This is a genomic window from Photorhabdus hainanensis (genome assembly GCF_018448965.1).
GTDB classification, from domain to species: Bacteria; Pseudomonadota; Gammaproteobacteria; order Enterobacterales; family Enterobacteriaceae; genus Photorhabdus; species Photorhabdus akhurstii.
Genome location: NZ_RCWD01000004.1, coordinates 89,504 through 104,392, shown reverse-complemented (window position 1 = coordinate 104,392; position 14,889 = coordinate 89,504). Strand labels below are relative to the sequence as shown.

Here is a 14,889-nt window from a genome sequence, read left to right as displayed (position 1 = left end):
TTATTTTGTGAGGGAACAGATGGAAGATGAATTTGGACTAAAATCACAATTTTTAAAAATATTGGAACTGGTTTTTCAATTGTTGATTCTAATAATTATAATCAAGATGATTGGCTAGAGGATACTCCTTTATTAGTAATATGCTGAAATGATATTCTTTATATATTGAAATGATATCGATCATATATAGAAATGATATTAGTTATATATGGATTGGTGCTGCTATATTTTAGAAATAGCCCCTAGGCTGATACGGAGCTTAATATTTTTTTGTATAGTATTGATATGTGAGTTAGTGTTTTCTAATGCTAATTCTGATAGCGAAATTTTATCGATGATTGATAACTTAGAAGGATCATTTAGCGAAATACTTTTTGTTTACTGTAATTATTTGATTTTGTGGCCTATATTAGGATGGTTTTTTTGTATCTTTTATTATTGAGTTGGAGTTATTGAGACTACTAACATTTGAAGAAAATACGCATCTAATAGCCATTAAATGAAAGTGATAGTATTTAATGACTATAACTTATTATTGCTAATTTAAAGAAATGGAGGAACGTGATGAAATTTTTTATTAAAAATTTCCTATTATATTTCAAGTAATTAATTATTATCTATAACAGCCATTGAGGATACTATGAATAGTTACTACGATTATATAAGAATTGCCAGTATGGTCAGTATGGTCTTAATTATGCCGGGACCAACCAATACTCTATTGGTATCGTCTGGATATTCACATGGTTTTATTAGTACACTCAGGCTGATATTAGCTGAGGCACTGGGTTATATAACAGCAATTAGTTTGTGGGGGTTATTTTTATCTACTGTCTCTCATGCTTTCGTATGGTCATTAGTTATCTTAAAGATGTGTGCTTCGACATACATTGCTTATTTGGCTTTTAAAGTTTGGCATTTCTCATTAGACAAGAATGCGGCGAAAATCCACTTTATCACGGTATTATTTGCCACGTTGCTGAATCCTAAGGCCTTTGTGTTTGCTACATATATATTTCCTCTTACTGCATTTACTTTGTGGTCAGAATACATTCCATGTATGGCGGTTTTTGTTTGCGCGTTATTGCCTGTTTCTTTAATTTGGGTGGGGGTTGGGAAAATGCTATATGCAGGAAAGCTGGGAAAAGGGAGTTTAAAACCCGATCTGTTTTATCGTCTCGCTTCTGTAGTGTTATGTGTTTTCTCGGTTTCAATGTTTTACACGTCAATGAAAGGTGTTTTATATCTTTGACGTAATGAAATATTTGATATCACGACTTTCCGATTGATTTTTGCTGTACAGAATTGAGTAGATCGATACTGTAACTGAAAGCTTTGTTTCCTCTGAGCCGTTCTTATCGCTGGTACTTAAAGTGATAAGAACGGCTCATATGGTTCACTATAGAATAGAAGAAAAAACCCTACTCGGTAACGAATAGGGAATTATGCCATCAACAGTCGCGTCTTCTTAGATTAATGGTGAAAAGGGCGACGCAGGGGGAGGCTCAGTCGGATAGCCTTGCTCACTATTGGCTAATACACTTGCCATTGTTTTGGCAATTTCACGTTCGCCAATAATAACGTGGCTAGCCCCACGCTCCGTGATATAGGTAACTTCATCGTCGTAGTCAGCTCGGACAATGATATTAATATCTGGGCGTGCTTCTCTCGCACTAGCGACAATCTCACCTGCTTCATAGCCATTGGGAATGGTCAGTAGAAGGGAGCAGGCGCAATCCAAGCGAGCCAGTGACATAATATCTTTGCTGGCGGCGTTGCCCATGACGGCACTGATGCCTTGTTCACCGAGTTCCTCAAATTTGGCTCTGGTGTTTTCAATAACAACCAGAGGGATCTCTTTTTCCTGCAAGCGTTGACATAGCAAGCTGCCGATACGTCCGTAGCCGACAACGATAGTGTGACCGCAGATATCGACAGGAATTTGCGTCTCTTCTTCCAGAGTTTCTTCCAGCAACTGTTCCTCAATAGTTTCTGTTTTTTCCAGATAGCGATCCAACAGGCTAAATAGAACTGGATTTAGCATGATAGAAACAATCGCGCCAGCCAGAACAAGGTTACGGGCATTTGCATCAAGCAGGCCGAGTGCGACCCCAAGACCAGCCAGAATAAAGGCAAATTCACCGATTTGTGCCAGACTGACTGAAATTGTCAACGCAGTCCGGCGTGAGTGGCCGAACATCTTTACGAGTAACATTGCAGCTGCGGACTTACCAATAATAATGATTGCCAACGTTGCCAGTATCGATAGTGGCTGTTGAATGAGGACCATTGGGTCGAACAGCATGCCAACAGAAACGAAGAACAATACGGCGAAAGCATCTCTGAGTGGCAGCGTATCTTGGGCGGCACGGTGGCTTAATTCTGATTCGTTTAATACCATACCGGCGAAGAATGCGCCCAATGCGAATGAGGCATCAAACAGAGCAACAGCGCCGTAAGCGATACCCAAGGCGATAACCAGTACGGCAAGGGTAAATAGTTCCCTGGAGCCGGTACTGGCGGTTTTTGCCAGTACCCACGGAATTAGACGACGGCCAACAACAATCATCAGCAGGATAAACGCGATAACTTTGCCGACGGTCATGGCGAGCTCGATAACTAGCTGCCCGATATCGGCTTCTTTATTACCAAGAATACCGGCGGCCGCAGGCAGTAATACCAGAGTCAGCACCATCGCCAGATCTTCGACAATCAGCCAGCCAATAGCTATTTGACCTCGTTGGCTATCGATCAGTTGGCGCTCTTCTAGCGCTCGTAATAGAACAACGGTACTGGCGGTTGATAGACAGAGACCAAAGACGATACCGCTAAATAATTCCCAACCCAGTATTGCTGATAATCCTACTCCGAGTAATGTCGCGACCAGTATTTGCGCAATCGCGCCGGGGATAGCAATGGATTTTACGGCAAGCAGATCTTTGAGTGAAAAATGCAATCCGACACCAAACATCAATAAGATGACACCAATTTCTGCCAGCTCGGGGGCCAGTGATGCATCAGCGACAAAACCAGGAGTGAAAGGACCAGCGAGTACTCCCGCAGTAAGATAACCAACCAGCGGTGAGATTTTCAGGCGTTGTGCCAGCATACCAAGCAGATAAGCGATAAAAAATCCGCCAACGATAGTGGTGATAAGTGGTGTCGAGTGCTCCATTAAGACTCCTTCTTGCTGAGGCTAGTAAATAGCATAGTGAAGAGGTAGGTGTAACTTTATTTTATAGATAATTCGAGGTAAATTCGCTAAAAAAATGAATAAAACATCAAAAAATATGGATTGAAAGGATTAAATTACCCGTAACAGGGATTTATGTTGTTTTATTTGAATATTTATGAGGTAAATAAGCATTATTCCCACATAAAAAGTAACTTTTATGTGGGGTTGTATGGTGATTTTTCTAGTTCTTATCTTCTATATTAGGTAATAAAGCGGTAAATATGCCAAGTAACGGCAGAAAAGCACAAATCTGATAAACCAGTTCAATACTTGTTCTGTCCGCGATATCACCAAGTACCGCTGCGCCAATACCTCCCATACCAAAAGCCAGCCCAAAAAACAGGCCGGATACCATCCCGGTTTTACCTGGAATAAGTTCCTGAGCGTATACCAGGATTGCAGAGAACGCAGATGCCAGAACCACACCAATAATCACGGATAGAATACTTGTCCAGTACAGAGAAGCGTAAGGCAGAACTAATGTAAAGGGTGCAACTCCGAGGATAGATATCCAGATAACATACTTTCTGCCGATCCTATCACCAAGCGGTCCGCCAATAATGGTTCCTGCTGCAACTGCGAATAAAAAAATAAACAGATGAAACTGGGCGTTTTGTACGGAAATGCCAAATTTGTGTATTAAGTAAAAAGTATAATAGCTACTGATACTGGTGAGATAAAAATATTTGGAAAATATTAAAATTAGCAAAATAACCAAGGAACCTATCACGGTTTTTCTTGATAAAACTTTGACGGCGAGGTCAGCTTTAGTTTGATTTTTCTTGATGTAATTCTGAGCTTTATACCATTTACTGATCTGTAGCAGCACGATGATGCCGAGTAATGCCGCCAGAGTGAACCAGCCAACGTTGCCTCTGCCATAGGGAGCAATAAACACAGCAGCTAGCAAAGGCCCAAGGGAACTGCCGAAATTACCGCCGACCTGGAAAAGAGATTGAGCTAATCCGTGTCGACCACCGGATGCCATACGTGCTACGCGCGACGATTCCGGGTGGAATACCGAAGAGCCTGTGCCAATTAATGCAGATGCTAATAGAATTAACGAGAAATTGTTGGCGTAGGCCAGCAGTAATAGACCGGATAAAGTGAAACTCATTCCAACAGGTAATGAATAGGGTTGTGGATGTTTATCAGTATAGAGACCTATCAGTGGTTGTAATAAAGAGGCGGTAATTTGATAGGTCAGTGTGATCATACCGATTTGCACAAAACTTAGGTTAAATTCTAATTGTAGCAAAGGATAAATCGCCAGAATCAGCGATTGGATCATATCGTTCAATAAGTGTGAAACACTGATTGCACCAAGAATAGTAAAAACGGTATTCCTAGTTTTTCTTGTGGGAGATGGGACTATAGTAGTATTGCTCTGTTCACTCATATTCGCTGCCAACCTGTCTTAATCAGTAATCAGTAATCAGTAATCAGTATATTGGTTATTTGTTGAATTTTAATACACATTAGGTAGAGAGTTGATTTTTTACTATTTTGGATATAGTTTTATTTTGGATGTAGTTTTATGGTACTCTCGCGAAGACGAAACAAAACATGTTCTAATAATTGCATAACATACATAACCTATCTCAAGAAATGATCAATTTATCCCGCCTTGTTAGCTTTTGAAGCTGTTTTTGCATGGCAATTCACTAAAAAACATGGAGATATACCATGAAACTCTCGTTCAAGACCTCAGCTTGCGCTTTGGTTGTATCTATAGCATTACTTCCTGCAATCGCAAATGCCTGGGAGAAAGATAAAACCTATGACATTACTATCTTGCACACCAATGACCATCATGGACATTTTTGGCATAACGATTATGGCGAGTATGGTTTAGCCGCTCAAAAAACGGTAGTTGATGAAATCCGCCAAGAGGTCGTGAAAAAAGGTGGTAGTGTGTTGCTACTTTCCGGCGGAGATATTAATACCGGTGTACCAGAATCTGATTTGCAAGATGCCGAACCTGATTTTAAGGGCATGAATTTGGTGGGCTATGATGCAATGGCGTTGGGGAACCATGAGTTTGATAATCCTTTGTCAATACTGCGTCAACAGGAAAGATGGGCAAATTTTCCATTTCTGGCTGCTAATATTTACCAAGCAAGCACCGGCAAACGTTTGTTCAAGCCTTATACCATTTTCGATAAACAGGGTGTGAAAATTGCCGTTATTGGTCTGACGACTGATGATACGGCGAAAATCGGCAACCCGGCTAATTTCCCTGATGTTGAATTTCGGGTTCCTGCGACAGAAGCCAAAATGGTTGTTGAAGAACTAAAGAGAGATGAAAAGCCAGATGTGATTATTGCCGCAACCCATATGGGACACTATGACAACGGTGATCATGGTTCTAATGCGCCGGGCGATGTTGAAATGGCTCGCAGTTTGCCCGCAGGCTATCTGGATATGATTGTTGGTGGTCACTCGCAAGATCTGGTCTGTATGTCCGCGGAAAAGAAAAATTATAAGCAGATCGATTATGTGCCAGGAACGCCATGTTCGCCGGATCGTCAGAACGGTACCTGGATTGTCCAAGCTCATGAGTGGGGGAAATACGTTGGTCGAGCTGATTTTCAATTTCGTAATGGTGAATTGAAGTTGACTCACTATCAGTTGATCCCTATTAACCTCAAAAAGAAAGTGCAGAAGGGAGATGGTGCTACTGAACGTGTTTACTACACTCATGAAATTGCCCAAAACCCGGATATGTTAAAGTTGTTGATGCCTTATCAGGATAAAGGTGATAAACAGCTTGGTGTAAAAGTGGGTTCTATTGAGGGTAAATTGGAAGGGGATCGCAGCAAAGTTCGTTTTGTTCAGACTAATATGGCCCGTGTTGCTCTTTCTGCCATGATGGAACGCGCGGATGCTGATTTTGCGATTATGAGTGGCGGCGGTATTCGTGATTCGATTGAATCTGGCGATATCACTTATAAAGATGTGTTGAAAGTACATCCATTTGCCAACACATTGGTTTACGTTGATATGAACGGCAGTGAAGTCGAAAAATATCTGGCGATAATTGCGAATATGAAAGTTGATTCCGGTGCTTATGCACAGTTTGTGAATGTTAGCCTGATAGCTGATGGTAAAGGTATTAAAGAGGTAAAAATCGGTGGAAAGCCACTAGAGCCGAATAAAACTTACCGCATGGCAATGCTTGACTTTAATGCTATTGGTGGTGATGGTTATCCTCGAGTTGATAATTATCCAACCTATGTCAATACCGGTTTTGTTGATGCAGAAGTGTTGAAAGACTATATCGAGAAGCATTCACCACTGAAAGCGGCTGATTATGAACCAAAGGGTGAAATTATTTATCAATAAATTTTCCCTGACAGAATGATAAATCGAAAGGGCTGCAATCTTGGCAGCCCTTTTGGAGTAATAATTTAAACTTTTGCAATATCAGCGAAATTGCCTTTCACTAGCCTACAGAGATCAGACGGCGCTAATTCAATATCTAACCCTCGTTTGCCGCCAGAGACAAAGATAGTAGGGTACTGTTGCGCTTGATTATCAATAACCGTTGGTAAGAGTTTTTTCTGTCCTAGCGGACTGATCCCACCGACGAGATATCCTGTCACTTTCTGGGCGATTTGCGGATCAGCCATCTCGGCTTTTTTGACTTTAAAAACTTTGGCGACCTTTTTTAAGTCCAGTTCACTTGAAACGGGGGTGACCGCTACTACCAAATTTTTAGCCTCACCATTAAGTGCAACCAGCAAAGTTTTGAAGACTTGCCTGGCATTGAGTCTTAATTTCCTCACTGCTTCATCACCAAAGTTATGCTCATTTGCGTCGTGTTCGTAGGTATGAAGAGTAAAGCTAACTTTCTGTTTCTCTAGCAAAATGATCGCAGGTGTCATGATTTCATTACATAGGATGATTTTGTAATTAAAGATAATGGATGAAATGGAATGATGGAATTGATAATCTGACTACGGCTCTGTTGCTTGTATACAAACAGGTAATATCCCGTACTTAAGAATAACAAAAATGACAGATTATACCTCATATGATTGGCCAATATTATTATAGCGATATATGTAATATTGGCCTTTTTTTAATGCTGTTTTTCTGTCAGCATCTTGGGCAAATTCCCTTCACCATACAGATGCAAGACGCCAACAGCGACGATGTATCGACCGGCGGGTAATTCCTGTAAACGCTTATTCCATCGTTTATTACGTTCAGTCATCAATAGTTGGTATATCTCTTTACTGAAAGTTGTTGGTAAAGCATGTTCTTGTTGTTCAGGTTGATAGTCCATCCACCAACTGATCATGGTTTGTAAAGCACGGGCATTTGCGTGCCAATGGGTTAATGTATCTTCCAGTAGTGGCAGGCCGTTATTGGGAATTTGATTAAGTAAATTAATTTGTGATTTAGTACCTTCTAGTTCAATAATCGTTTTCCCTTGAGCTTTGGCTGCATTCAGGAGCTGATAATCGATACCGTATTGGGGATGCAATCCAAGGTTTTGTGCTTGTCCTGCTTGTAAAATTAAAGCGATTTGCCATGAGGGCAATAGATTGAGGAATTCTTCTTGTTGTTGGATCTCATTGCAACAGTCCTGAAAATTCTGATACATCTCAGAAGATAAACGTTGTTCGATACGGTGATATGATTGAAACTCATCATGAAATGGGGAGTCTGACTGAGTAATATCCGCTTCCACGATTAATGTATCGGATTGATTAAGTTGTTCTATCAATATTTCCGACAGTGGGAACATATTTTTCGTACCCATATGAATACTGCCCACCAGATGCAAATGTCTATCACCTGCTAGTGTAATATCGTGAGCGGGATAGGGATAACGATGGGAAAAATTTATTCCCAAGATATTGGTAAGGTGTTTAATCAGTCGTCCCATTTTAGCTCCGGTTTAGCATTTATTCTTTAGGCTAACTATTTTTTCAGGTTAATATACAGCCGTATCTCTATTCATTTCCATTGAATGTTCCTTTCACTACTATTCAGTATACAAGGAGATTTTACTTGACCTCCGCATTTACCTTTCCAGTTCTTTAAAAATGATAACTAGAGATTTGTAATGAAAACATTGACGGAGACGTAGTGATTTGATGCGGTAACATGGATGGATATTGCTATATGAAAAAGTGCTGGGGTAGAAGTGTAAAATGCGATCATGGATGCGCATTTTTACAGCTCACCCCAAAATCATCAAAGCAGACTTATTTCTTTAGTGATTCAGGATTTAGGTTTAAACCTCAATAAGCGGTTAGCATTACTTACTACCGTAATTGAAGAGAGCGCCATTGCCGCACCTGCGACTACCGGATCTAACAGGGTTCCGGTAAAGGGATAGAGCACGCCAGCGGCAATTGGAATCCCTAATGTGTTGTAGATAAATGCCCCCAATAGGTTCTGTTTCATATTGCGCAGCGTTCCTTTGGACAGTTCAACTGCATCAGCCACACCATGCAGACTATGACGCATCAGTGTTATCGCCGCGGTTTCAATGGCGATATCGCTGCCGCCTCCCATTGCAATCCCCACATCAGCCTGCGCCAGGGCGGGAGCATCGTTAATACCATCTCCCACCATAGCAACCTTGCGACCTGCTGCTTGCAGTTTCTGAATCGCCTCGGCTTTGCCATCAGGTAATACACCCGCAATCACTTGATCAATACCTGCTTCTTTTGCAATCGCATTGGCAGTAGCCGGGTTATCACCGGTTAACATCACTAAACGGTAGCCTTGGTGATGTAATCGCTGTAATGCAGTAATGGTATCTTCACGCAGTGGATCGCGAATTGATAGCACTGCCGCTGCTTTACCTCCTGCTGCCAGAATAACCGGTGTGATGCCTTGTTCTGCTTGTTGAGCGATCAGCGGTTTTAATTCTTGCGTATCAACTTGATTTTGTTCAATCCAGGCTTGATTACCTAGCAACAAGGTTGCGCCATTCACTTCACCGCTGATACCGAGTCCAGCCAGAGTGCGGAATTGTTCAACTTGCGGCAATGCCAGCCCTTCGGCTTTGGCAAGAATGGCTTTGGCTAATGGATGGCTAGAACCTTGTTCCAGTGCGCCAGCCCAACGCAATACCTCTTGTTCGCTGTACCCATTAAAAGTATGGATATCAGTCACTTGAGGCATACCTTCCGTCAGCGTACCGGTTTTATCAAAAACCAGGGTATCCAAGGTACTCGCTTGTTGCAGCGCGTCGGCATCCCGAACCAGAACCCCAAATTCTGCTGCCCGGCCGACGCCAGAGATAATTGACATCGGAGTCGCCAACCCAAGAGCGCAGGGACAGGCAATAATCAACACCGTGGTAATAATGACCAATGAATACATGATCTGTGGCGCTGGCCCCAAGAAATACCAAATAGCCCCGGCAATCAGGGCAATGGCGACCACAACGGGAACGAACACGGAGGAAATTTTATCTGCTAATTGACCAATTTCGGGCTTGCTACTTTGCGCCTGACGGACCAGTTTAATAATTCGTGCTAATGTTGTCTGACTGCCAACTGCGGCGGCAGTAAACAGCACTGTGCCGTCTTGCACTGTCGTACCGGCATGAATGTTATCGCCTTTGGATTTTTGCTGTGGAATCGGCTCACCGGTGAGCATTGCTTCATCTATCCAAATCTCACCTTGCATGATTTCACCATCAACGGGAACACGATCACCGGTTGTCAGACGTAACGTCATGCCGGGTTTGACATTAGCCAATGGCATCTCTTTTTCGCCATCTTCTGTCACCACACGGGCTGTCGGTGGCGTCAGATCCAGCAGACGTTCCAGTGCTTTTGAAGAACGCTGACGGGCACGTTGTTCCAGAGCATGACCCAGGTTTATCAGACCAATAATCATCGCGCTGGCTTCATAATAAAGATGACGGGCTTGTGGCGGAAAAATATCCGGCCATAGATTGACGCTGATTGAGTAAAGCCAGGCTGCGCCTGTTCCTAATGCCACCAATGTGTCCATTGTGGCACTACGGTTTTTCAGGCTTTGCCACGCATTGCGATAGAAGTGACCACCGGCAAAGATCATCACGGCAAACGTGATAACGCCGATAATCAGCCAGATATGACGGTTTTCAGGTGTGAGCATCATATTATCGCCCATCATTCCCCACACCATCACGGGAATACCGACGACCAATGCTAATGCTGACTGCCAACGAAAACGGCGCATATTAGCGTCAGAAACTTGTTGCTGACGTTCACGCCGTTCAGCTTCGTCCTGAATCAGTTCTGCGCCATACCCGGCTTTTTCTACTGCTTTAATCAGCGCCTCCGGTGAGGCGCTACCGGTAATTAAAGCGCTGCGTTCAGCAAGATTCACTCTGGCATTTTCCACGCCATCAACACCTTGTAATGCTTTCTGAACTTTGTTCACGCAACTGGCACAAGTCATGCCGTCCAACAACAACTGGATGCTCTCATCGCTATCACTCACAACGGAGGCGTCAGTTTTTTCGACCGGAACGGAAGAGGTTGCCGCTGCCAAAGGTTCCGGTCTATTCGAAGCAGGTAGTGTCAGCGGCTCAGATTTTGGGGAGTTTTGACCGGAAATCAGTTTTGCGTGATAGCCAGCTTGTTCAACAGCGGCAATCAACGTATCGACATCGGCTTTACCGTAAACTTTAGCTGTTTCAGTATTTACCTCTGCGGCGATAACGCTATCCACGGCTTCCAGCGCTTTACGTGTCGTACCGGCACAATGCATACAACTCAGGCCAGAAAGCGCCAGTTCAACGTCAGGTTGGCTGGCGATTATCGCATCGTAACCGACTGCTTGAATTGTTTCGATTAATGATTCAGCAGAGGCTGAGCCGATGATTTTGGCATAATCAATCGTAATATCCGCCTGTTCCACATCTGTATGATTTGCCAGTGCCTTTTTCACACTGTTAACACAATTCATACAGGAGAGTCCCTGCAAGGCTAAAATAGTTGTGTGTGACATAAAAAACTCCTAACACATAGTGATGTAATTATTCTTCACACTTGTGTGATAATTGATGATATCTACACAGTTCAAGTGAATTTCTGACTTGTTGCGAAGGTTAAACCTTCCCGCAAGGGTAAGGTCAAGGGGAAAAAATGAACATCAGTGAAGTTGCCCAAAAAACCGGTCTTACCAGTAAAGCTATTCGGTTTTATGAAGAAAAGGATCTAATTACACCGCCAGAAAGGGGGGATAACGGCTACCGTTATTATCAGCAGAAACATATTGATGAATTAACGCTGTTGCGTCAGGCGAAACAAGTAGGTTTTACGCTTGATGAATGTCGTGGATTTTTAGTGTTATTTCGCAATCCTAATCGTCACAGTGCTGATGTAAAAGCGGCAACATTGCATAAGGTGGCTGAAATAGAAAAGGCGATTGAAGAGTTGCAGAAAATGAGAAGTAAATTGTTATCTTTGGCGGAAGAGTGCCCTGGAGATGATGGGGCTGAATGCCCCATCATAGATCATTTATCGGGTTGTTGCTCTCATCACTGAGAACTGACCGGCTTTACTTTCAGGGTAATGCCATCAACAGCGATCACTTCCACTTCGGTATGGGCGGGTAGTTCACTGTTACAGTGAACCCGCCAGCTTCCATCAGCCAGTTTGATCCGGCTGTAACCATTTTCAGTGTCTGTAGCTAGTTTGGCCCGGATACCGATGAGCTGGTGGTCTTTCTGGTTCAGGTTATCGCTGCCTTTTGAGGGGCGGCGACGTAACCAGTAGCGCCATAATATTGCGGAAAGCAGCGTCAGAGTGGCAAACAAAACGCCTTGCCATTCCCAGCTCATTCCTGGCAGCAGCCAGGTGACAAACGCAACAACGATAGCGGCTATCCCCGTCCATAACAGATAGCCGCCGGTTCCAAGAAGCTCTGCGATTAACAGCAAGCCGCCAAAAGAGAACCAGAGCCAGGGGGTTTGAGCCGCAATCTGTGCAATCATGATTACTTACCTTTTTTGCTTTCGCCAATCAGTTCAGTAATACCGCCAATCGCACCCATTAGATTGCTTGCTTCCAGAGGCATCATAATGACTTTGCTGTTATCGGAAGCGCCAATACTGGTCAGTGCATCCGTATATTTCTGAGCGACAAAGTAGTTAATTGCCTGCATGTTGCCGTCAGCAATCGCATCGGACACCATTTTAGTTGCGCGAGCTTCCGCTTCGGCGGCACGTTCACGTGCTTCTGCCTGGAGAAATGCCGATTGACGTTCCCCTTCCGCTTTCAGAATTTGAGACTGTTTTTCTCCTTCTGCTTTCAGAATAGCCGCCTGACGGATACCTTCCGCTTCCAGAATATCAGCACGTTTTGTACGTTCTGCTTTCATCTGGGCGTTCATGGCGGAGATCAACTCTTTGGGTGGACGCACATCACGGATTTCAATACGGGTAATTTTCACTCCCCACGGGTTAGTGGCTTCATCAACAATATGCAATAGACGGCTGTTGATAGAGTCACGCTGTGACAGCATTTCATCCAGCTCCATTGAACCCAAAACGGTACGGAAGTTGGTCATCGTCAGATTGATAATGGATAGCTCAAGGTTACTGACTTCATAAGCCGCCCGAACAGGATCGACAACCTGAATGAAGCAGACCGCATCAATAGTAACATTGGCGTTATCGCGGGAAATCACCTCTTGTGAAGGAATATCCAACACTTGTTCCATCATATTAATTTTACGGCCAATGCGATCGATAAAAGGGACGATAATATGCAAGCCCGGTAATAAAGTCCGGGTATAACGACCGAAGCGTTCTACCGTCCATTGATAGCCTTGTGGCACTGTTTTTACGCAAGTAAAGACAATAACCACCGCAATAAAGATCAGAATGGGTACGGCACCAAAAGCGAATAAATCCATAGCAATTCCTTACAATTAAATAAATCAGTAAAGCAGTGAATAGACCTGGCGACGGTACTTTGAAGCCAGGGTGTTACTGGTCCCCATTGCAGACATAATATCCATCATTGTTTTCCGTACTGCGCCATTGGCAGCGGAAAGGTCCTTTTTCAGGAAGCTAAGTAATAATTCCAGAGCTTCTTCATTACGACTAACTTCGTGCAGTTTCAGCGAGAGCTTAACAGCCAGCTCTGCATTTTCTGGTTGAATGGCGAATTCTTGCTGCAATTGTTGGATCTCTGGTGTATCCGCCGCTTGCTTTTGTAACTCAATTTGAGCCAGTAAACTGTGATAATGAGTATCTTGGTCCTGTAATGGAATAAGACTCAGAATTTCCTCGGCCTCTGCTATATTATTGAGCATAATTTGCACTTCGGTCAACATAAGTGCAATTTCACTGTTTTTTGGGGCTAATTGCCAGGCTTCTTTCAGTAGTGGTAGTGCTTCCTGATGTTTTCCTGCTGCGATAAGTTCCTCTGCCTGAGCGACTTTCAACTCTTCCGGCTTGGGTAATACGCGGGCAAGCATCTCTCTGATGACGTTTTCAGGTTGTGGCCCCTGAAAACCATCTACCGGTTGGCCTTGTTGCATAATATAAACCGTAGGAATGGCGCGTAAGCCAAACTGTGCCGCGACCATTTGCTCTTTATCGCAATCCACTTTTGCCAATATGAATTGATTTGCATATTCTGCGGCCAGTTTATCCAATATTACGCCTAATTCTTGACAATGAGAGCTACGTTCAGACCAAAAATAAAATAAAACAGGTACAGTCATAGACTGTTCGACGGTTTGATGTAGATTGCCTTCGTTAACATTAATTCCAGTAGAAGTTGGTAACATATAATTAGTCTCTTAAATTTGGTTGTCGCAGGGTATGATTAAATAGATTGAGGTTATTTTCTTAACTTTCAAGTTGTACCACTCTGCTTACTCAGTATTTTATCCATTATTCTTCCTGGTAAAATCCGGCGCATAATCGTGACTGCGTGGGTTATCCAAGTCACTGGATAACGTAATTTGGGGTTCGGACTTTCCAGAGCATGAATCAGTTTGCGCACAACGGCTTCGGGGGTGAGGGTAAAATGGCGAGCGATCCTGGGGTTTCTGACCGGTTTATCGCTTTGCGTTTGATTCACGTTTTCTGCGAAACGTGTTTTTATCGGGCCAGGGACAATCAGACAAGCTTTAATTCCGGTTCCGGCTAATTCCATTCTTAACGCATCTGACCAAGCTTCCAAGGCATATTTACTGGCGGAGTAAGCACCGCGGCCTGGGGTTGAAATCAATCCCATCACTGAACTGGTTTGGATAATACGGCCTTCACCATGAAGTTGCATTGCTGGAAGTAATAAGCAGGTAAGTTGATGTGTACCAAATAGATTAGTAGAAAATTGCTGTTCCAGTTGTTCACGACTGATCGTATTTAATGGGCCGTAAATACCAAAGCCGCCGTTATTAAACAGCCCGTAAAGACGGCCATTGGTGAGCCTGATGACCTCGGCGGCGGCGCGTTCCACACTCATTTTGTCATCAAGGTCCAATTGGATAGGTTCCAGTCCTAATTCGCGCATATGTTGTAAATCTGCGGGTTTCCGGCAGGCTGCCAATACTCTATAGCCCCGCTGATGTAGTGTTTTGGCCGCCACCAGACCAATTCCACTGGAACAGCCGGTGATAAGAACGGACTTTTGCATAACTTTACCTGCTTATAGACATCAATTTGTTGAAAC

Annotated in this window: 12 protein-coding genes; 3 read left to right on the top strand and 9 right to left on the bottom strand. The window is 43.4% G+C overall.

The genetic code is table 11. The annotated features are described in order from the left end of the window. Positions 1-640 precede the first annotated feature (640 nt). Positions 641-1,252, top strand: a complete 612-nt coding sequence (locus EAE92_RS03960) for a LysE family translocator (protein ID WP_036808915.1) — start codon at positions 641-643, stop codon at positions 1,250-1,252. Positions 1,253-1,468: 216 nt separating this feature from the next. Here the strand turns inward: EAE92_RS03960 and ybaL are convergent, their stop codons facing one another. Beyond that, positions 1,469-3,175: a YbaL family putative K(+) efflux transporter gene (gene ybaL / locus EAE92_RS03955; RefSeq protein ID WP_036775184.1), complete on the bottom strand. Its 1,707-nt coding sequence runs from the start codon at positions 3,173-3,175 to the stop codon at positions 1,469-1,471. Positions 3,176-3,416: 241 nt separating this feature from the next. Then, positions 3,417-4,634 (bottom strand): MFS transporter, encoded by a 1,218-nt coding sequence (locus EAE92_RS03950; RefSeq protein ID WP_214067131.1) that lies wholly within the window; start codon positions 4,632-4,634, stop codon positions 3,417-3,419. A gap of 287 nt (positions 4,635-4,921) precedes the next feature. Between EAE92_RS03950 and ushA the strand changes: the two genes are divergently transcribed. Then, a complete protein-coding gene (gene ushA / locus EAE92_RS03945; protein WP_214067130.1) occupies positions 4,922-6,580 on the top strand; it encodes a bifunctional UDP-sugar hydrolase/5'-nucleotidase UshA in 1,659 nt (552 codons plus the stop codon). Between the two features lie 65 nt (positions 6,581-6,645). Here ushA and ybaK read toward each other — a convergent pair whose 3' ends face one another. The 3 genes from ybaK to copA all read right to left on the bottom strand — a co-directional run bounded on the left by ybaK (position 6,646) and on the right by copA (position 11,206). Further along, positions 6,646-7,122, bottom strand: coding sequence for a Cys-tRNA(Pro)/Cys-tRNA(Cys) deacylase YbaK (gene ybaK / locus EAE92_RS03940; RefSeq protein ID WP_214067129.1), 477 nt, complete (start codon positions 7,120-7,122; stop codon positions 6,646-6,648). Positions 7,123-7,319: 197 nt separating this feature from the next. Beyond that, positions 7,320-8,132 (bottom strand): TraB/GumN family protein, encoded by an 813-nt coding sequence (locus EAE92_RS03935; protein ID WP_214067128.1) that lies wholly within the window; start codon positions 8,130-8,132, stop codon positions 7,320-7,322. A gap of 338 nt (positions 8,133-8,470) precedes the next feature. Further along, complete coding sequence (gene copA, locus EAE92_RS03930; RefSeq protein ID WP_214067127.1) at positions 8,471-11,206, bottom strand: copper-exporting P-type ATPase CopA; 2,736 nt, start codon at positions 11,204-11,206, stop codon at positions 8,471-8,473. Positions 11,207-11,343: 137 nt separating this feature from the next. On the opposite strand from copA, the gene cueR reads away from it, so the two are divergent. Next, on the top strand, positions 11,344-11,745 hold the full coding sequence (gene cueR, locus EAE92_RS03925; RefSeq protein WP_214067126.1) for a Cu(I)-responsive transcriptional regulator: 402 nt from the start codon (positions 11,344-11,346) through the stop codon (positions 11,743-11,745). Here cueR and EAE92_RS03920 read toward each other — a convergent pair. From EAE92_RS03920 to EAE92_RS03905, 4 genes are all read right to left on the bottom strand, one after another. Continuing rightward, on the bottom strand, positions 11,739-12,194 hold the full coding sequence (locus tag EAE92_RS03920; RefSeq protein ID WP_214067125.1) for an NfeD family protein: 456 nt from the start codon (positions 12,192-12,194) through the stop codon (positions 11,739-11,741). The genes cueR and EAE92_RS03920 overlap by 7 nt on opposite strands. A gap of 2 nt (positions 12,195-12,196) precedes the next feature. Further along, the gene (locus tag EAE92_RS03915; RefSeq protein ID WP_036775200.1) at positions 12,197-13,117 is read right to left on the bottom strand and encodes an SPFH domain-containing protein; all 921 of its coding nucleotides are present in this window, start codon (positions 13,115-13,117) and stop codon (positions 12,197-12,199) included. A gap of 24 nt (positions 13,118-13,141) precedes the next feature. Continuing rightward, positions 13,142-13,999, bottom strand: a complete 858-nt coding sequence (locus tag EAE92_RS03910; RefSeq protein WP_214067124.1) for a co-chaperone YbbN — start codon at positions 13,997-13,999, stop codon at positions 13,142-13,144. A gap of 68 nt (positions 14,000-14,067) precedes the next feature. Next, positions 14,068-14,853 (bottom strand): SDR family oxidoreductase, encoded by a 786-nt coding sequence (locus EAE92_RS03905; protein ID WP_214067123.1) that lies wholly within the window; start codon positions 14,851-14,853, stop codon positions 14,068-14,070. Positions 14,854-14,889 lie beyond the last annotated feature (36 nt).